At 59.3% G+C, this 18,117-nt stretch carries 17 protein-coding genes; 16 read left to right on the top strand and 1 reads right to left on the bottom strand.

Going from position 1 to position 18,117, the window contains the following annotated elements; all coding sequences use genetic code 11:
• Positions 1-16: 16 nt before the first annotated feature.
• The 6 genes from lepB to acpS all read left to right on the top strand — a co-directional run bounded on the left by lepB (position 17) and on the right by acpS (position 4,100).
• Complete coding sequence (gene lepB / locus AB1S50_RS00960; RefSeq protein WP_367148490.1) at positions 17-772, top strand: signal peptidase I; 756 nt, start codon at positions 17-19, stop codon at positions 770-772.
• Positions 773-796: 24 nt separating this feature from the next.
• Complete coding sequence (locus AB1S50_RS00955) at positions 797-1,237, top strand: DUF4845 domain-containing protein (RefSeq protein WP_367148489.1); 441 nt, start codon at positions 797-799, stop codon at positions 1,235-1,237.
• Positions 1,230-1,910, top strand: a complete 681-nt coding sequence (gene rnc, locus AB1S50_RS00950; RefSeq protein WP_367148488.1) for a ribonuclease III — start codon at positions 1,230-1,232, stop codon at positions 1,908-1,910. The genes AB1S50_RS00955 and rnc overlap by 8 nt, the downstream gene beginning before the upstream one ends.
• A 108-nt stretch (positions 1,911-2,018) precedes the next feature.
• Positions 2,019-2,930 (top strand): GTPase Era, encoded by a 912-nt coding sequence (gene era, locus AB1S50_RS00945; protein ID WP_367148487.1) that lies wholly within the window; start codon positions 2,019-2,021, stop codon positions 2,928-2,930.
• Between the two features lie 29 nt (positions 2,931-2,959).
• Entirely contained in the window at positions 2,960-3,709 is a 750-nt protein-coding gene (gene recO, locus AB1S50_RS00940) for a DNA repair protein RecO (RefSeq protein WP_367148486.1), read from the top strand.
• Positions 3,699-4,100, top strand: a complete 402-nt coding sequence (gene acpS, locus AB1S50_RS00935) for a holo-ACP synthase (protein WP_367148485.1) — start codon at positions 3,699-3,701, stop codon at positions 4,098-4,100. The genes recO and acpS overlap by 11 nt, the downstream gene beginning before the upstream one ends.
• Here acpS and AB1S50_RS00930 read toward each other — a convergent pair.
• Complete coding sequence (locus AB1S50_RS00930; RefSeq protein ID WP_367148484.1) at positions 4,097-6,922, bottom strand: response regulator; 2,826 nt, start codon at positions 6,920-6,922, stop codon at positions 4,097-4,099. The two genes, acpS and AB1S50_RS00930, sit on opposite strands and share 4 nt — an antisense overlap.
• Positions 6,923-7,075: 153 nt before the next feature.
• On the opposite strand from AB1S50_RS00930, the gene cysM reads away from it, so the two are divergent.
• The 10 genes from cysM to AB1S50_RS00880 all read left to right on the top strand — a co-directional run bounded on the left by cysM (position 7,076) and on the right by AB1S50_RS00880 (position 18,089).
• On the top strand, positions 7,076-7,966 hold the full coding sequence (gene cysM / locus AB1S50_RS00925; protein ID WP_367148483.1) for a cysteine synthase CysM: 891 nt from the start codon (positions 7,076-7,078) through the stop codon (positions 7,964-7,966).
• Positions 7,967-7,990: 24 nt separating this feature from the next.
• Positions 7,991-10,246: a GTP diphosphokinase gene (relA, locus tag AB1S50_RS00920; RefSeq protein WP_367148482.1), complete on the top strand. Its 2,256-nt coding sequence runs from the start codon at positions 7,991-7,993 to the stop codon at positions 10,244-10,246.
• Positions 10,247-10,267: 21 nt separating this feature from the next.
• Positions 10,268-11,086, top strand: coding sequence for a nucleoside triphosphate pyrophosphohydrolase (gene mazG, locus AB1S50_RS00915; RefSeq protein ID WP_367148572.1), 819 nt, complete (start codon positions 10,268-10,270; stop codon positions 11,084-11,086).
• Positions 11,087-11,356: 270 nt separating this feature from the next.
• A complete protein-coding gene (adk, locus tag AB1S50_RS00910; protein WP_367148481.1) occupies positions 11,357-12,010 on the top strand; it encodes an adenylate kinase in 654 nt (217 codons plus the stop codon).
• Between the two features lie 211 nt (positions 12,011-12,221).
• Positions 12,222-13,226, top strand: coding sequence for a ferrochelatase (gene hemH / locus AB1S50_RS00905; RefSeq protein ID WP_367148480.1), 1,005 nt, complete (start codon positions 12,222-12,224; stop codon positions 13,224-13,226).
• A gap of 294 nt (positions 13,227-13,520) precedes the next feature.
• Complete coding sequence (locus AB1S50_RS00900) at positions 13,521-14,396, top strand: hypothetical protein (RefSeq protein WP_367148479.1); 876 nt, start codon at positions 13,521-13,523, stop codon at positions 14,394-14,396.
• Between the two features lie 173 nt (positions 14,397-14,569).
• Positions 14,570-15,268 (top strand): tRNA (adenosine(37)-N6)-threonylcarbamoyltransferase complex dimerization subunit type 1 TsaB, encoded by a 699-nt coding sequence (gene tsaB / locus AB1S50_RS00895; RefSeq protein ID WP_367148478.1) that lies wholly within the window; start codon positions 14,570-14,572, stop codon positions 15,266-15,268.
• Positions 15,269-15,285: 17 nt separating this feature from the next.
• Positions 15,286-16,083, top strand: coding sequence for an undecaprenyl-diphosphate phosphatase (locus AB1S50_RS00890; protein WP_367148477.1), 798 nt, complete (start codon positions 15,286-15,288; stop codon positions 16,081-16,083).
• Positions 16,084-16,089: 6 nt separating this feature from the next.
• The gene (locus tag AB1S50_RS00885) at positions 16,090-16,983 is read left to right on the top strand and encodes an NAD(P)-dependent oxidoreductase (RefSeq protein ID WP_367148476.1); all 894 of its coding nucleotides are present in this window, start codon (positions 16,090-16,092) and stop codon (positions 16,981-16,983) included.
• 14 nt (positions 16,984-16,997) lie between these two features.
• The gene (locus AB1S50_RS00880) at positions 16,998-18,089 is read left to right on the top strand and encodes a tRNA-queuosine alpha-mannosyltransferase domain-containing protein (protein WP_367148475.1); all 1,092 of its coding nucleotides are present in this window, start codon (positions 16,998-17,000) and stop codon (positions 18,087-18,089) included.
• The last annotated feature ends 28 nt before the right edge of the window (positions 18,090-18,117 follow it).

Below are 18,117 nucleotides of genomic sequence, written 5' to 3'. Positions count from 1 at the left end.
AGCTAGAGAAACGAGCATGGATATTAACTTTCCCCTGATCCTCCTGTGGTTGGTAGTCGGCAGCGGCGGTATCTGGCTGGTGGACAGTCTGTTTTTTGCCCGTCGCCGCGCTCAGGATGCCGCTGAGCCCCTGGTCGTGGAGTACGCCAAGTCTTTTTTCCCCGTACTGGCGATTATCTTTATTCTGCGCTCCTTTGTGGTGGAGCCTTTTCAGATTCCATCCCGGTCGATGGTGCCGACACTGCAGGTGGGGGACTTTATTCTGGTGAACAAATACGCCTACGGCCTGCGCCTGCCGGTCGCGCGCACCAAGGTGATCGATATCGGCGAGCCCCAGCGCGGCGATGTGATGGTGTTTTTCCCCCCGCACATGAACGACACTTACTTCATCAAGCGGGTTATCGGTCTGCCCGGCGATAAAGTGGAGCTCAGGGACAATGTATTGTTTATCAATGGTGAGCGGGCGCCACAGGAACTGATCCAGGCGTTGCCCCCGGGGAATCCGCAGCTGGAGGTCAAGTGGGAGGAGATCTACGGTCGCCGCCACCTGATGGCGCGGCATGTGGCTCCCAGTCTGTACAGCAACTACAGCGGAGTGGTGCCCGAGGGTCACTACTTTATGATGGGGGACAACCGCGACAACAGCCTCGACAGCCGCAAGTGGGGTTTCGTGCCCGAGCAGGATGTGGTCGGCAAGGCGTTCGCGATCTGGATGCACTGGGACAATCTGTTTAGCCTGCCGAGTTTTAAACGCGTGGGCTCGATCCAATAATTAAAATCAGTCGAGGATTTGGCAATGGGCAAGCAGTTAAGGGTTTCCCTGCGGCAGCAGCGCGGCTTGAGTTACTGGGGGCTGCTACTGGTAATAGCGGTGTTTGGGTTTGTACTGACCTGCGTCTCCCGGATGGGGCCCGCATACATCGACGCTTATTATGTCGATGAAGGACTGCGCAAACTGGCGCAAAACCCGGACCTGGAGACTATGACCAAGGGTCAGATCAGAACTGAATTGGATCGCTTTTTCCTCCTCAATAATGTCCGTGGCGAGCCCACCAAGGCGTTGCGGGTGATCAGTGGCGCCGACAGTAAATTGGTGAGCGTTGAGTACGAACTGCGCCAGCCGCTGATCTACAATGTCGATGTGGTGATGAAATTCAATAAACAGTTGAATACCGCCAAGGCGGACCTCTGCTGCGAGCCCCTGGTGGACCTGAAGCAATTTCGCAAAAGTGACTGACCTATTACTCGACCGTCTCAGTCAGCGGCTGGGACACTCCTTTGCGCGCCGGGATCTGCTGGAGCTGGCGCTCACCCACCGTTCCCACGGTAGTCGCAACAATGAGCGGCTGGAATTTCTCGGCGATTCCATTCTCGGCTTCATCATCGGTGCGGCACTGTTTGAGCAGTTTCCCCAGGGGCGGGAGGGGCAGCTCAGCCGGCTGCGTGCGCAGCTGGTCAGCGGTGAGACATTGGCGGATCTGGCCAGGGAGATGGAAGTGGGCGAGTGCCTGCGCCTAGGGGATGGGGAAATGAAAAGTGGCGGCTTTCGCCGTGCGTCCATCCTCGCCGACGCGCTGGAAGCTTTGATCGGTGCCATCTACCTGGACGCGGGGCTGGAGAGGGCGCGGGAGCGGGTACTGATCTGGTTTGCCTCCCGTCTGCAGTCACTGTCCCCAGAAAATACCAAGGATGCCAAGACGCAGCTGCAGGAATGGCTGCAGGCCCGCAAGCGGCCACTGCCCGAATACAGGGTGGTCAATATCGCCGGAGAGGAACACGCCCAGCGATTTATCGTGGAGTGTCGAGTCAACGGCCTGTCGGAACCGGCGAGAGGCGAGGCCGGCAGTCGCCGGGCAGCGGAAAAACTCGCCGCATCAGTGGCCTATCGGCGCCTGACCGGCGGCGCCTGACCCCCACCTAGCGGTGCCACAACCTTTGTACATTCAGGGCGCCATCGGTGCCATTACAGCTTAAACTGCAAACGTCGAGGCAGACATTCGCCTATCTGGAGAAAGTATTTGAACGACACGGTTTCCTCTCAACCCCACCGCTGTGGCTATGTGGCCATAGTGGGCCGCCCCAATGTGGGCAAGTCCACGCTGCTAAACCACCTGCTGGGCCAGAAGCTGGCGATCACGTCGCGCAAGCCGCAGACGACCCGGCACAATATGCTGGGTATCAAAACCGTGGGCAGCGACCAGATTATTTTTGTCGACACACCGGGACTGCACGCGGATGCCGACAGGGCGATCAACCGTTACATGAACCGGGCCGCGAGTGGCGCGGTGCGGGATGTGGATCTGGTGGTGTTCGTTGTGGAACGCGCTCGCTGGACCGAGGGAGACCAGCTGGTCGCGGATAGATTACAGGGGCTCAAGTGTCCGCTGGTGATAGCCGTCAACAAAGTGGACCAGCTCGAGGACAAGGCCGAGCTACTACCGCAGCTGCAGGCACTGGCCGACCGGCACCCGAATGCCGAGATCGTGCCGGTTTCCGCCCTGCGCGGTGTCAATCTGGACGCCCTGGAAAGTGTGATAGTGCGGCATCTGCCCCAGGGGCAGCATTTTTTCCCCGCAGATCAGATTACTGACCGCAGTTCCCGTTTTCTGGCCGCGGAAATAGTGCGGGAAAAGGTTACCCGGCAGTTGGGTGCAGAAATTCCCTACCAGGTGAACGTGGAAGTGGAAGAGTTCGTTCAGGAAGGTAATATCCTGCACATCAGCGCCGCCATTCTGGTGGAGCGTTCCGGACAGAAGCGGATTATCATCGGCAACAAGGGTGAGCGCATCAAACAGATTGGCAGCCAGGCGCGGGAGGATATCGAACGGTTGCTGGACAGCAAAGTGATGCTCAACCTGTGGGTGAAAGTGAAATCCGGCTGGTCCGACGACGAGCGCGCACTGCGCAGTCTCGGCTACCGAGACGACTAGTCGTGGCAACCCTTATACTCACTGACCTTATGACACCACAGCCCCCCCAGCCGGCGTACATACTGCACACGCGACCTTTTAGGGATTCGAGCCTCCTACTGGATCTCCTGACGCCGGAGTGGGGGCGGATCGCCTGTGTCGCCCGGGGGGCCAGGCGTAGCAAGCAGCGCCGCCAGCGGGCTTTGCAGCCGTTTACCCCGCTGCTGGTTTCGCTGCTGGGGCGGGGTGAGCTGAAGAACCTCGGGGCCGTGGAGAGCGCCGGTGCGGCTCTGCGCCTGCAGGGGCGGGCGGTTTACGCGGGGTTCTACGCCAACGAATTGCTGGTGCGCCTGTTGCCGGCGGGTGAAACCCACTACAGGGCTTTTGCCGGCTACCAGACGTTACTGCAGTCGCTGGCACAGCTCGACGGGGGCTCTGCCGCACCGCTGGAGGCACCCCTGCGGCGTTTTGAACTGCAACTGCTGAGCGAGCTTGGCAGCTGCCCGCCGCTGAATCACTGTACCCACAGCGGGGGGGAAGTTGATGCGGCGGGTCTGTATCGGCTGGAGAATGAAACCGGACTGGTGCCGGTTGTTCAAAGCGCTGCACGGCGCCTGCCAGCGGGTGTTTTTACCGGTGCCGATCTCCTGGCAATGGACCTGCTGATGCGCGGCGGCGCTAGCGGTTGCGAGCTGCCGGCATCCGCCAGGCAGCTCACGCGCCTGTTACTAACCCCACTGCTGGGGGAAAAGCCGCTGCGCAGTCGCGAATTGTTCAGGCAGGTTTACCATGATCATTAGTATCGGCACGGACATCTGCAGTCTGGCCCGGATAGAGGCGTCCTGGCATCGTTTTGGCGATCGTTTTGTCGCGCGAGTACTCTGCCCCGGGGAGCGGGCGGCTTTTTCAGCGCTGGCGGTCTCCAACCGCGCCGCCTATCTGTGTAAGCGATTCGCAGCCAAGGAGGCGTTGGGCAAAGCGCTGGGTAGCGGTATCGGTGCGGGGATTTCCTGGCAGCACATCGAGGTTCGCCGCCGCTGTGGCAAGGCCCCGGAGGTGTATCTGTCGGGGCAGGCGCGCAGCCGCGCAGACCGAATGGGCGTAGAGCGGATTCACCTGACGCTGTCGGACGAAAAAGATTTCGCCCTGGCGTTTGTGGTGTTTGAGGGCCAGGGGCGGGATTACCGTTAGCCAGTGGTCTCCTGCAGCCCAAATAGAGCATCCAGGTTTTGTTCCGAGGCCCATTCCCGCAGGGCGCGGATCTCCCGCGCTACTATCTCGATTTTGCCGGCGTCGATAGTGGATTCCGGCTGCTCTTGCAGTGGGCGCAGGTGTTCCTGCAGCAGGCGTGTGGCCTCTCGCAAGCGTGAAACCCCGCAGTAGCAGCAACCGCCATGCAGGCGGTGGATTAATTCAAACAGACCGCGGTGGTCGCCGGCACTGCGCAGACGGTGCAGTTCCTGCTCGTCCTCCACCAGACCCTTGATCAGCATCTGCAGCATATCCCTGGCCAGGCCAGCATCGTTATTACTGAGACTGAGACTTTCCGCAATATCCACCAGATGTGGATCGCACAGGAGTTCACCGTTAGGGCTTTGCGGCACCAGGATATTCATCCAGCGTTTGATGGTATGGGTGAGCTGAGCCTCGGTGACCGGTTTACTCATATAGTCGTCCAGGCCGGCGGACAGCAATCGCGCTTTTTCCTCGCTGCCTGCGTGGGCGGTTAACGCAATGATCGGTGTGCGCCCGCTGGTTTCCCGTTTGCGAATCCGGCTGGTGGCTTCAATCCCGTTTATGCCCGGCATCTGGATATCCATGAAAATCAGGTCGAAAGTCTGCTGGTGGCACAAATCGATAGCCTCCTCTCCACTGGCTGCGACCACCGGTTCGATGCCCTGGGTGCGCAGCAGTTCGGCGACCAGGGTGCGGTTGGCTTCGTAGTCGTCTACCGCCAGAACCCTGGGTGTGCTGGGCCAGGGCAGAGGTGGGGAGTCGCCGTTGACGCGAGCCTGATTTTGCTGCGGAAGGGTCCGTCGCAGTGCCCGCAGGAGGTTGTCACGGGCCACCGGCTTGCCCAGAAAAGAAAGCACCCGGGTGCGCAGCGATTCGTAGCAACGCCGCAGTTCCACCGGCGACCCCTGTAGAATGATACGGCACTGATAAGTGTCCACAAGTTGCTGTACCGTGGCGATAAAAGGGTCGAACTCCCGGTTTGCAATCCCGGTGTCGACGATGATTGCATCCGGCAGCGCATCGTGTCGCCACATCTGTTCGATAGCGGGTTCCAGTGTCGCCGTGTCCCCAAGTTCGATCGGTTCCACCTGCCAGTGCGCCAGTAATTGTGCGACCTGTGTCCGGGTCATAGGGTTGGGATCGGCGATCAGCAGCCGGCAGTGCGGAAACCCCTCCCGCACGGGCGGCGTGCTGTTTCGCTCCAGGCGTAAAGGTATCTGCACGGAAAGAGTGGAGCCAGCGCCATTGGTATCGTCGAAGCCAATAGAGCCGCGCATGCGGTCCAGAAGGCTGCGCGCTATGGCCAGGCCCAGGTTGCTGCTGTTGATCTGTTGCCCCTGTGCCGGGGCCGAATTCTCCAGCAGTTGCCGCTGTTCGCGCCGCGCCCGGTCGTCGATGCGATTGCCCAGGTCGCTCACACTGATCTGAACCACCAGCTCCGACTCCCTGACATTTTGCACGCCGATATGCACAGGTATATTGCCGTTCTTGGAACTGCGCACGGCGTTGCCGACCAGATTGGTGAGAATCTGCTTGATACGCAGTGGATCGCCGATCTGCGTGTGCGGCAGCTGGTTGTCGATCAGAGGCACCAGCTCCAGGTTGTGTTCATACGCGAATGGGGCAAGGATCTGCAGTGTCTCCTCAAGCAGCTGGCCCAGGTTCATGGGAATATGGTCGAGGACCAGATTGCCGGATTCGATGCGTGAAAAATCGAGGATATCGTTGATTGTGGTCAAGAGGTTTTCCGATGACCGCAAAATGGTGCGCAGATAATCCTGTTGCAGCTCGTTGACATCGGTTTTCAGCAGCAGATTGGTAAACCCGATAATGCCGTTCAGAGGTGTGCGGATTTCGTGGCTGGTATTGGCCAAAAATGCCGACTTGATCCGGCTCGCCTCCACCGCCTTTTTCCGGGCCAGGTCCATCGCGACATTCTGCTCTTCCATGCTGTCGAGGGATTCCCTCAAGTCCTCCATCGACTGTTTTAACGAAGTCTCGAAATCGACCCGATGGTCAGCCAGACCAGCGGCCATTTTGTTGACCCGTTTACCCAGCCAGTCCAGTTCGCGAACCTGGCTGCGCGCCACCCGGGTTGTGAAACGTCCCTGTCCCAGCTCGTCCAGGCTGTCGCCGATACGGGAGAGCCGCTGCGCGAAGCGCTCGGCCAGAAAAGCCGACCAGATCAATGCGGCCGGGGCGCAAAATATGAGGCCCAGTAAACCTGCCAGCATTACCTGATAGGTACCGACGGTAAAATAGGGCCGGTGGAGCTCAATGGCGATCCAGCAGGTGATGTCTTCACCATTGAGGGGATAGAGCACCGCCAGGTTGCTGTCGGTTTCCTGAATGAACGGCTGCTGGGTATGCAGGTCCTCGGCGGTTACCGCAGCCCGCGCGCGCGGACCGGCGCTGGCCAGCAGACGCAGGCCGGTGTCGGGGTCGATTTCCCCCTCCCTTGAATAAATCTGAACTGAACGCACCATGTCCTTTTCCAGCATCAGCGCCAGCAGGCTGCGGCGCAGCCATTCGAGGCGCAGCTCCAGTGGCTGGCCACCGCTCAGTTCGATCAATTCGGCTAATTGCTCGGCGCTGGCGCGACCGTGACTGAGCAGTAACTGGCGGCGGTCCTCCATTTGCTGCAGGGCGAACACCAGTGCCAGCAACAGCGCTAGTGCTATCGCCGGCGTGAGAGTGAATCTGAACAGTATCGCCCGAAGGGACCTTATCTTGCGCGGCGAGCCCGCCGGCAGCCCTGTTGGTTTGGGTACGGCCATGGTGTGGAGCCCAATTGGGATTCTATTTTTTAACGCGATTTTAGCGCTGTCGGGGGCATATGGCACTATTGCGCAGCGGTCCGGTCGAAGCTCGCAGGAGCGCGGCCGGATAGGTAGAATGTCGCTCCGCAATTTGCCGGGGACTGGAGTACCATGGACTATCCCACTATTGCTGACTGTGTCGGCGCGACTCCGCTGGTCAGACTGCAACGCCTGCAGGGGGAGACGAGCAACACGATTTTACTGAAGCTGGAGGGAAACAACCCGGCCGGTTCGGTCAAGGACCGCCCGGCTCTATCGATGGTCAATCAGGCCGAGGCCCGGGGTCAGATAGCGCCCGGCGATACGCTGATCGAAGCCACCAGTGGCAACACTGGCATAGCACTTGCCATGGCCGCCGCCATCAAGGGCTATCGCATGATCCTGATCATGCCCGAAAGCGCCACCGATGAGCGCAAGGCGGCCATGTCGGCCTATGGCGCCGAGCTGGTGCTGGTCAGTGCTGAAGAGGGTATGGAGGGAGCGCGGGACCTGGCCCTGCAAATGCAGGCCGATGGCAGGGGACTGGTGCTGAACCAATTCTCCAACGACGACAACCCCCGGGCGCACTATGAGGGCACCGGACCGGAGCTCTGGCATCAGACAGGCGGCCGTATTACCCATTTGGTTTCATCCATGGGCACCACAGGCACCATTATGGGCTGTGGACGCTATTTGAAAGAGTGCAATCCCGGGATAGAGATTGTCGGGCTTCAGCCTACCGAAGGCTCGAGTATCCCCGGAATCCGGCGCTGGCCCCAGGCTTATCTGCCCAGTATCTTTGTGCCCGAAGAGGTGGACAGGGTGATCGACATGGATCAGCGCCAGGCCGAACAGATGGCGAGACAGCTGGCCCGTGACGAAGGCATTTTCTGCGGTGTCTCCTCCGGGGGGGCGGTGGCCGCTGCACTGCGGTTGTCGTCAGAGCTGGAGAATGCCACCATCGTCGCCATCGTTTGTGACCGCGGCGACAGGTACCTTTCATCCGGGCTTTTTAACGAGTAAGCGCCGCAATAAATTGGGGACTAGATGGTACAGGTCAGAAAACACCATTCAGTCGATGGCGACGGGACCCTGGACCTGGAATCCTGGTTGCGTCACATGCAGCGGCTGGCGCAGCTGGATGGCGGGACTCTGGTTACTCTGCGCCGGGCCGCGGAAGTGAGTGCCGAGGCGGAGAAGCGGGCGATAGCGGCGGAGAATATCTGGGCGGAAGGTGCCAGCAGTTTTGCCACCGGCCTGGAAATGGCAGAGATTCTCGCCGATCTGCAAATCGATGGTGAGGCCCTGTGCGCCGCGATACTTTATCGCGCTGTGCGGGAGAAACGGCTGCCGCTGAAAAAAGTGGAGGACAGCTTCGGACAGACGGTCGCCAAACTGATTAGCGGCGTACTGAAGATGGCGGCAATTCGCAGCCGCAGTGCCGAGACCGGCAGCGAGAGCAGAGGCGGGGCTGTCGAAGAGCACTCAGAGAATATCCGCCGTATGCTGGTGGCACTGGTGGACGATGTGCGGGTCGCGCTCATCAAGCTCGCCGAGCGCACCTGTGCAATTCGCGCTGCCAAAAACTCCGAGCCGGACAAGCGCCGCCGCATTGCGCGGGAAGTTGCCGATGTTTATGCCCCACTGGCACATCGCCTGGGCATAGGTCATATCAAATGGGAGCTGGAGGATCTGTCATTCCGTTACCTGGAACCGGATGACTATATGCAAATCGCCAGACTGCTGGACGAGAAGCGGCTGGTGCGGCAAAACTATATCGACGAAGTGCTGAAACTGTTGCGCGGGCAACTCAAGCACGCGGATATCGACGGTGAAGTGTACGGGCGTGCCAAGCACATCTACAGTATTTGGCGCAAAATGCGTCGGAAAGATATCGGTTTTTCCCAGGTTTACGATATTCGCGCAGTGAGAATCCTGGTGCCTACGGTGCGGGACTGTTATGCAGTACTCGGTATAGTGCACAATCTGTGGCGCAATATTCCCAATGAGTTTGACGATTACATCGCCTCGCCGAAGGAAAACGGCTACCGCTCCCTGCACACCGCGGTGATAGGTCCGGATCAGAAGGTACTGGAGGTGCAGATTCGCACCTATGCCATGAACGAAGAGGCGGAGTATGGTGTCTGCGCCCACTGGCGATACAAGGGCACTGACAAGAGCCAGAGTCAGGCCGAGGGGCGGGACGGTTATGAGCAGAAAATTTCCTGGTTGCGCCAGGTACTCGACTGGCACGAAGAGGTGGGCGGCAATCCCCTGCAGGACGATTTGCAGACCAGTGACGTCGACACGCGCATCTATGTGTTTACCCCCGACGGCCATGTGATGGATCTCCCCCGGGGCGCCACACCACTGGATTTCGCCTACAGGATTCACACTGAAATCGGCCACTGTTGCCGTGGTGCCAAAGTGGATGGGCGCATAGTGCCGCTAAACCACGCGTTGCAGACGGCCAATCAGGTGGAAATCCTCACCGGCAAGCGCGAGTCACCCAGTCGCGACTGGCTGTCGGCGGGGATGGGGTACATCACCACTTCCCGTGCCCGCGCCAAAGTGATTCACTGGTTCAAGCAGCAGGCGAGAGACCAGAATATCGCCGATGGCCGCACTATTCTCGACGGTGAGTTCAAACAGCTGGCGCTGACCAACTTTGACTTCGAACAGCTGGCCACAAAGCTAAACATGCATTCCCTGGATGACCTCTATGCCGCTGTTGGTGCCGGTGACATCGGCGTGGGCCAGGTGCTGAATCGGGCCCAGCGCATGATCAACGTCGATCACGTTGAGCCGGCGCCCTCCCTCACCGCTCCCGTGGCTCGGGGCGAGGGCAAGGCGGATGTCTATATCGATGGCGTGGGCAACCTGATGACGCATATTGCCAGGTGCTGCAATCCGGTACCGGGGGATGACATCATGGGTTATATCACCCTGGGTCGCGGGGTTTCCATCCACCGCAAGGATTGCGCCAACATGCTGCGCATGCAGTCTGAAGAGCGCGAGCGGGTACTGCAGGTGGAGTGGTCGGAGAAGCCCTCACAACTGTATGCGGTGGAGATCATAATTGAAGCCTATGACCGGCACGGCCTGTTGCGGGATATTACTGCGATGTTGGACAGTCAGCGGATCAATGTCACCGCCATGCAAACCCGCTCCAACAGGAACAAACACACGGTAGAGATAGTGTTGACCGCTGAAATCCGCAATTTCGAAGAGTTGAGCCGGGTGTTGCACCGGATCAACCGGCTGCCAAATGTCATGTCCGCCAAGCGGCGAATTTTGCATTAACCGAAAACTTGTGTGAGCGCCATGGAAGACCGGGAAAAGTACACCCTCGACGACCTGCTGTTCCTGATGGAGCGATTGCGCGACCCGGAAAGTGGCTGCCCCTGGGATCGGAAACAGGATTTTACCAGCATAGCCCCCTCGACCATCGAGGAGGCATATGAGGTGGCGGAGGCAATCGAAACCGCCGATTTCGAGCATCTGCGCGAAGAGCTGGGTGACCTTTTGTTTCAGGTCGTCTTTTACGCGCAGTTGGGGCGTGAGCAGGGGCGTTTTGATTTTTCGCGCATAGTCGACTCCCTGGCTGCCAAGCTCCTGCGGCGCCACCCGCACGTATTTCCTGGGGGCAGTCTCTATGCAGACAGCCCCGGGAATAGCGTCGACCAGTCCACCGTCAGGCAAAACTGGGAATCCATCAAGGCCGCCGAACGGGATGCAAGAGGCCAGGGCGGTGCACTGGATGGTGTGGCGACAGGCTTGCCGGCGCTGACCAGGGCCGACAAGTTGCAGAAGCGCGCCGCCAGGGTTGGGTTTGACTGGCCTGACCTGGATGGTGTGCTGGACAAGGTTGAAGAGGAACTCTCGGAGTTGCGGCAGGCAGTTGCCGCCGGTGATTGCGAGCATGCGCGGGAGGAACTGGGGGACCTGCTGTTTTCCTGTGTCAACGCGGCCCGCCACTTGCAGGCGGAGCCGGAAGGGTTGTTGCGGGGTTGCAACCGGAAGTTCGAGCGGCGATTCAGGGCCATGGAAGATACCGCCAGCAGAGGCGGGCGGCGCTTGTCGGACCTGTCCGCAGATCAATTGGAAGCCTTGTGGGTTCAGGCCAAGGCGGGCGAAAAGTAGCCCGCTGTCCAATGGCCCCGGTGGCGGAACCCAAGCCCGGTCATGTCCGGGTAAATTGGATCAAATTTCATACAGAAAGACTGCACCTGCGCGGTCTGATGTTCCTTTCATTGCAGTCGTGACTGAATATCCATGTATCTTCTCGATACCCCTGTGGTCCCGGGTGCGCAGAGGGTGCCTCACCTTGCCCTGCCCGGAACCTGAGTGTAAGGTAGCGCTCTTTTTACCCAACGGGCATCGGCACGTACGGATCATAAGGGCAATCTCACTATGAGGATTATTCTCTTGGGGGCACCGGGGGCCGGCAAAGGTACTCAGGCAAGGTTCATTACCGAGAAATTCGCTATTCCGCAGATCTCCACTGGCGACATGCTACGCGCGGCGGTGAGAGAGGGGACTCCTCTGGGGCTGCAGGCCAAAGATGTGATGGCAGCGGGAAAACTGGTTTCCGACGATCTGATTATCGCCTTGGTCAAAGAGCGCATAGCGCAACAGGATTGCGCCAATGGTTTCCTGTTTGACGGCTTTCCGCGCACCATTCCCCAGGCACAGGCGCTACTGGATGCTGATGTGGCGATAGACCATGTGCTGGAGCTGGAGGTCGACGACGAGGAGATCGTCAAACGGCTGTCCGGACGCCGGGTTCACGAGGATTCGGGTCGCGTCTATCACATCGCCTATAACCCCCCCAAACAGGAGGGATTGGATGATGTCACCGGCGAACCACTGGTTCAGCGCAACGATGACTGTGAGGAAACCGTGCGCAGCCGGCTGTCCGTCTATCACGAGCAGACAGAACCACTCGTGGGTTTCTACCGGGAACTGACCCAAAGGCAACCGGAGACAGCGCCGAAATACAGCAAGGTAGTGGGGATTGGTTCCGTGGACGAGATCTGCCAACAGGTGTCCTCTGCTCTGACGTGATCCACACCGGATCGGAATACGTAAATAAGCCCCCGACTGTCGGGGGCTTATTTTGTTCGGGACTCGGTTAGGCACAGTGTGCGCAGCCGTGGGTCCAAACAAACTCTCGCCCGGCGACCAAATAGATGGCCCTATTCTGTGCTGGCCATCGGTATTACTGCCTCACAATTGCCGTTACCATGGTGCACTTCCAAAACCAGCAGGCCCATCTATGTCCACTGCCGTCATTCTGATAAACCTGGGTACCCCAGCTGACCCCACCCCGGCCTCAGTCCGCCGTTTTTTGCGCGAGTTTCTTTCTGATTCACGGGTAGTGGAGATACCCGGCCCCATATGGCTGCCTATTCTTCACGGCTTCATCCTGCCGTTTCGCGCGCGTCGCATAGCGCCCGAGTACGCCGGCATTTGGAACCGCGGAGCGGACGGCGAGCCGGTGGAGGGATCTCCCTTGCTGTATTACACCAGGCGGCAGGCGGAAATGTTGCAGCTACAGCTGGCCGCCACCCGTGGGGACATTACCGTCGCGCACGCGGTCACCTATGGTGAGCCCGGTCTGGCGTCAGTAGTTGACCGGCTGCGCAGTGACGGCTGTGAATCGTTTTTACTGCTTCCAATGTATCCGCAGTACTCGGGCACCACAACCGGCGCTATTTACGATCAGGTGGCGCGAATCTTTTGTGAAAACCGCGATGTGCCGGATATTCAGTTGGTACATGATTACTATCGCCATCCACTGTATATCCGCGCCCTGGCAGATTCAGTGCGGGAGCATTGGAAAGAACACGGCAAAGCGGAAAAGTTGCTGTTGTCGTTTCACGGCATACCCAAAGCCAACGTCAGCAAAGGCGATCCCTATGAGCGCCAATGCGGCGAAACGGCCGTGCAGCTCGCAGCTGAGCTGGGGCTGACCGAAGGCGAGTGGACGCTCAGTTACCAGTCACGCTTCGGTAAAGCGGAATGGCTGCAGCCCTACACGGACAAGACCCTGGTGGAATGGGGCAGGCAGAAACTGGCCAGTGTGGATGTGATTTGTCCGGCGTTTTCAGCGGATTGCCTGGAGACTTTAATGGAAATTTCGGAGGAGAATCGCGCTAAATTTGTCGAGGCCGGCGGCGGAGAATATCGATATATTCCGGCACTGAACGCTCGCCCCGATCATATTCGGGCGCTGGCGGCAATTGTCCAGGAGCGATTCCCGTCTTCCAGTGGCGGATAGCGGCGAGCTGATTTTTTTACCGAAATTGGTGGCAATACAGTGTTTTGCCAGCCAATTAATCGAAAAACGGCATTTTTTTACAAAAAAACCATCTTTTTTTGCCAAATTTTCTTGCAAAGCCCCCTTTTTTTATTAACTTTGATAGAGCTGCATCGGTTTCAAACCGTGTGGCTTGCATTGGACCCGGCAACTGCCATTTTGCATTCGCCTTACCGGGATAGCAAATTGGCGATATTGCCGGCACACTTTTGAGTTAGTAGGGGTAAAACTTTCTACTCAGAGAGGAGACAAGGAATGGCACGTGTAAAGAGAAAGAAAGCGCGCACCAGAAAAGCCTCACGCGCGAAAGCAGTGATGGCTTCTCCGGCGGTCGCCAGAGCGGAAAAAGCAGTAGACAGGGCAGCAAAGTCCTTGGATGCGCAACTGGATCGGGTGGCAAAGGCACGGGCGAGAGTACAGAAGAAAAGCACTGCAGCTGCGAAGGACTCGCTGTCCAGAGCCAATGCCAAAGTTCGAGATTTACGCGCCAAAGTTGCTTTAGCAAAAGTTGATATGGCCAAGGCCAAGGCGATGGATGCAGTGCGCCAGGCCGAGCAGACGGCCAAGCAAAAGCTCAATGAAATGGCTGACAAGTTGCAGGCTCAGCACGACAAAGAGCTATCTAAAGCCATAGCGGCTTTCGAGGCGCGCTGGAGGAAGGCCAGGGCGAAAGTCGCCGCTAGAAAGTTGAAAGTGGCGGAGAAAAAAGTCGAAGCCAAAGTCAAGGCTGCGGCTAAAAAAGCCACTTCAGCCGTCAAGGCTTTAGAGAGGAAGGCGGCAGCCAAGGCCAAGGCCGAAGCGAAAAAAGCGGCCAAGAAAACCAAGAAGACGGCGGCGAAGAAGGCCGCCAAAAAGGCGGGGCGTCCAAAGAAGGCGGCAGCCAGGAAAGCGCCAGCCAGGAAAAAGGTAGCCAGGAAGACGGCGGTCAAGAAAAAGGCGGCTAAGAAAACTACCGCCAAGAAAACCGTAGCCAAGAAAACGGCGGTCAAAAAGAAAGCGACTCGCAGGGGTCGCCCACCCAAGGCCGCCGCGGGCAAAAAGACGGCAGCCCGTCGCGGGCGTCCGCCGAAGAAGGCCGCCACGGCCAAGAAGAAGGCGACTCGTCGCGGTCGCCCGCCCAAGAAGAAGTAGGGCGGATCGCCGTAAGGGGCTGAGCCCCAAGCTTCCACAAGCCCCGGGAACCCCGGGGCTTTTGTATTTACAGCCTGCCGGATTCCGCCGAGCCGGGAATTTGGATGTAAGCGCATGACTCCCCTCCGCGACCGTGCGACAATTGGCCCCAAGAAGTTGTTGCCTGAGTCACCGTGAAGATCCTTGCCCTCGATACCACCTCCGGAGCCTGTTCCGTGGCCCTGTACTGTCATGGGCACACCACAGAGCGGTTTGTTGAAGCGGAACGGGACCATACCCGGCGTCTGCTGCCGATGGTGGACCAGGTACTCGCGGAGGCTGAAATGGGCCTCAAGGATCTCGATGCACTGGCGGTCAGCCGCGGCCCCGGCTCTTTTACCGGATTGCGTATCGCCATCAGCTGTGCCCAGGGACTGGCCTTCGCCGCTGACAAACCGGTAGTGCCGGTTTCCAGTCTGGCTGCCCTGGCCGCGGGTGCCCGGCGCAGGCACCCGGACTGGCGGGACCTGCCTGTAGTCGCGGCCCTGGATGCGCGGATGCAGCAGGTCTATTGGGGTGTTTACAGTGTCAAAGCCCCCAACTGCAGCCTGTTGCCGGAGGCGGTACAGGACCCGCAACAGGTGCTCGAGGTTTTGAGCCAGTCAGACCTGCCGCGGGACTGCTATGGCGCCGGGCCGGGCTGGCAGTATCCGCAGTTTTCATCCGTGCCGCTCAAAGCCATCGACACGGACATAAGCATCCATGCGGCGGATATCGCGGAGTTGGCCCTACTCTTGTGGCGAAATGGCGTAGCCGTCAGCGCGGAAGAGCTGGAACCGCTCTATCTGCGGGATCAAGTAGCCTGGCAAAAACGACAGAGAATCCGTTCCTAAGCTATTTCGGGTTTTTTATGGATACCTTCCAAATTGCAGTTCTGGCAGTGATACAGGGGCTCACTGAATTTCTACCCATCTCCAGCTCGGCGCACCTGATCCTGCCCGCAGAAGTGCTCGGGTGGCCCGACCAGGGGCTGGCTTTCGATGTCGCGGTGCACTTCGGCTCCCTGTTGGCCGTGGTCATTTACTTTCGCAACGAACTTTGGGCGCTGCTCAGGGATGGCCTGGGGGGGCTGGTGGACAGGCAATTCACCGATGACGGGCGGTTGGCGTGGCTGCTGGTACTGGCGACAATCCCCGCGGGGTTGATCGGGCTTCTGTTCAAGGGGTTCATCGAGGTGCACTTTCGCTCCGCAACGGTCATAGCCTTTGCCTCTATCGGGTTCGGCGTGTTGCTGTGGTGGGCGGATGCGGTGGGCAAACGGCAGGAGACGCTGGTCCAGCTCAACTGGAAGAAAGCACTGGGTATCGGCGTGGCGCAGGCACTGGCGCTGATTCCGGGCACTTCGCGCTCGGGCATTACCATAACAGCAGGTCTGATGCTGGGTATGAAGCGCGAGGACGCCGCGCGCTTTTCCTTTCTGATGTCGGTTCCGGTAACCGCCCTAAGCGCCTTGCTGCTGGTGTTTGATTTACTGTCCCTGGAGCAGGTGCCCTGGGGCGCGATATTTCTGGGTATGCTGCTGTCCGGGGTCACCGCCTATCTGTGTATCCATTTGTTCTTACAATTCATCAACCGCATCGGTATGGCCCCATTCGCCATTTATCGCCTGTTGTTGGGTGCGGTACTGCTTTGGATGGTCTGGGGGTAACCGCCAATGACGAAAATCGCTTTTCTGGGCCTCGGTGTCATGGGCTATCCCATGGCCGGCCATCTCGCCGGGGCCGGGTATAAGCTGCGGGTATACAACCGCACTGCAAGCCGTGCCGAACAGTGGCTGCGGGACTATGCCGGCGAATCTTTTGCGACTCCGGCCGAGGCCGCGCGCGGGGCCGATATGGTCTTTGCCTGTGTCGGCAACGACAGGGATCTGCGCCAGGTTGTGCTGGGGCGGCAGGGCGCTTTCGCGGCGATGGGGGAGGGGTCGCTGTTTGTCGACCACACCACTGCCTCTGCCGGCATTGCCCGGGAATTGCAGGCGGCGGGCCGGGAGCGTGGAATCGGTTTCCTGGACGCACCTGTATCCGGGGGCCAGGCCGGCGCGGAAAATGGCGCGCTGACTATCATGGTGGGTGGTGATGAGGCGGATTTCCAGCGCGCACAGCCGCTTCTACAGTGTTACGCCCGCGCCAGCAGCCTGTTGGGCCCTGCCGGCAGTGGTCAGTTGTGTAAAATGGTCAACCAGATATGCATCGCCGGGGTGGTGCAGGGGCTTGCCGAAGGCTTGCACTTCGCCAAGGCGGCGGGCCTGGATGCGGAGCAGGTGATCCAGGTGATTTCCAAGGGCGCTGCCCAGAGCTGGCAGATGGAAAACCGTTACAAGACCATGCTTGCCGGGGAATACCAGCACGGCTTTGCCGTGGACTGGATGCGCAAGGATCTTGCGATCGTCCTCGATGAGGCGCAACACAACGGTGCCCTGTTGCCCGTGACAGCGCTGGTGGATCAATTTTACAGCGAGGTCCAGGCGCTCGGGGGCGGCCGCTGGGATACCTCCAGTCTGTTTGCCCGCCTTATGAATCTACGCTCTTTTGCCGGGGAAGCCGACTAAGGCGGGTCGGCACAATGCATGTGCTGCTGCTTTCGGCTTACGATGCCGCCAGCCATCGGCAATGGCGGCGCGGCCTGGTGGCGGCGATGCCGGACTGGCACTGGACCCAGCTGACCCTGCCCCCGCGCAACTTCAGCTGGCGGGTACGCGGCAACAGCCTGAGCTGGGGCCGGGGGAAAGCGGCTGAATTGATGGCCCGGCCCTGGGACCTTGTGGTCGCCACCTCCATGACCGACCTGGCCGCCCTGCGTGGCCTGGTGCCGCGGATCGGCCTTGTTCCCACTGCAGTCTATTTTCACGAAAATCAGTTTGCCTACCCGCGCAGCGAGAAGGCCGCCCACTCGATAGAACCCCAGATGCTGAATATCTACACCGCCCTCTGCGGCGATATGTTGCTGTTCAACTCCGAGTTCAATCGGCGCACGCTACTGGAAGGGGCAGAGCGGCTGCTGCGGAGGCTGCCCGACTGCGTACCCGCCGGCATTTGTGAAGAGATAGCGGCCAAGTCACACCTGTTGCCTGTACCGTTAGAGGACGCATTATTCGAGGCCGAAACGCAGCAACTGAAGGACCGACCCTTCACCCTCAGTTGGGCGGCGCGCTGGGAGTATGACAAGAGACCGGATCGCCTGTTGCATATACTGCAGGGCCTGGAAGCTGCGGGGGTCGACTTCCGGCTGAATATGCTGGGTCAGACCTTCCGTAATAGCCCGGAGGAGTTTGCGCTGATTCGCCGTGATTTTGCCCATCGGCTGTTGTCGGTGGGTTTTATTGAAGACAAAAACCAGTACCAGGGGATACTCCGGCAGAGTCATGTCTTTCTCTCCACCGCCGCCCATGAATTTCAGGGGCTGGCGGCCATGGAGGCGAGCGCACTCGGCTGCAGCCCGCTGGTGCCCGATGAGCAGGCCTACCCGGATTACTATCCCCGGGAGATGCGGTTTGCAGATGTGCCCGACGCCATCGCAAAACTATGTGCCCTGGCCGAGCGCCATCAAATGGGGAAGGAACTGCCCCTTGCGGACTTTAGTCGCTATCGTTGGAAGCTTCTCGGTGAAAAATATCGCCACCTGCTGGTCAGCATAACAGGTGGCGGAAAAATATAAATTCTATCTCAAGCGTTTTGCCTTTGAT

The sequence above is a fragment of the Microbulbifer discodermiae genome (genome assembly GCF_040742695.1).
Taxonomy (GTDB): Bacteria; Pseudomonadota; Gammaproteobacteria; order Pseudomonadales; family Cellvibrionaceae; genus Microbulbifer.
This window is presented reverse-complemented; position numbering and strand designations above follow the sequence as displayed.

What these genes read in the sequence shown, in the direction of transcription:
- adk (WP_367148481.1), top strand. Translation starts at nt 11,357, where the DNA reads ATGAGGATTATTCTCTTGGGGGCACCGGGGGCCGGCAAAGGTACTCAG.
- AB1S50_RS00890 (WP_367148477.1), top strand. Translation starts at nt 15,286, where the DNA reads ATGGATACCTTCCAAATTGCAGTTCTGGCAGTGATACAGGGGCTCACT.
- AB1S50_RS00880 (WP_367148475.1), top strand. Translation starts at nt 16,998, where the DNA reads ATGCATGTGCTGCTGCTTTCGGCTTACGATGCCGCCAGCCATCGGCAA.
- hemH (WP_367148480.1), top strand. Translation starts at nt 12,222, where the DNA reads ATGTCCACTGCCGTCATTCTGATAAACCTGGGTACCCCAGCTGACCCC.
- recO (WP_367148486.1), top strand. Translation starts at nt 2,960, where the DNA reads ATGACACCACAGCCCCCCCAGCCGGCGTACATACTGCACACGCGACCT.
- mazG (WP_367148572.1), top strand. Translation starts at nt 10,268, where the DNA reads ATGGAAGACCGGGAAAAGTACACCCTCGACGACCTGCTGTTCCTGATG.
- AB1S50_RS00900 (WP_367148479.1), top strand. Translation starts at nt 13,521, where the DNA reads ATGGCACGTGTAAAGAGAAAGAAAGCGCGCACCAGAAAAGCCTCACGC.
- AB1S50_RS00885 (WP_367148476.1), top strand. Translation starts at nt 16,090, where the DNA reads ATGACGAAAATCGCTTTTCTGGGCCTCGGTGTCATGGGCTATCCCATG.
- lepB (WP_367148490.1), top strand. Translation starts at nt 17, where the DNA reads ATGGATATTAACTTTCCCCTGATCCTCCTGTGGTTGGTAGTCGGCAGC.
- AB1S50_RS00955 (WP_367148489.1), top strand. Translation starts at nt 797, where the DNA reads ATGGGCAAGCAGTTAAGGGTTTCCCTGCGGCAGCAGCGCGGCTTGAGT.
- AB1S50_RS00930 (WP_367148484.1), bottom strand. Translation starts at nt 6,922, where the DNA reads ATGGCCGTACCCAAACCAACAGGGCTGCCGGCGGGCTCGCCGCGCAAG.
- acpS (WP_367148485.1), top strand. Translation starts at nt 3,699, where the DNA reads ATGATCATTAGTATCGGCACGGACATCTGCAGTCTGGCCCGGATAGAG.
- relA (WP_367148482.1), top strand. Translation starts at nt 7,991, where the DNA reads ATGGTACAGGTCAGAAAACACCATTCAGTCGATGGCGACGGGACCCTG.
- cysM (WP_367148483.1), top strand. Translation starts at nt 7,076, where the DNA reads ATGGACTATCCCACTATTGCTGACTGTGTCGGCGCGACTCCGCTGGTC.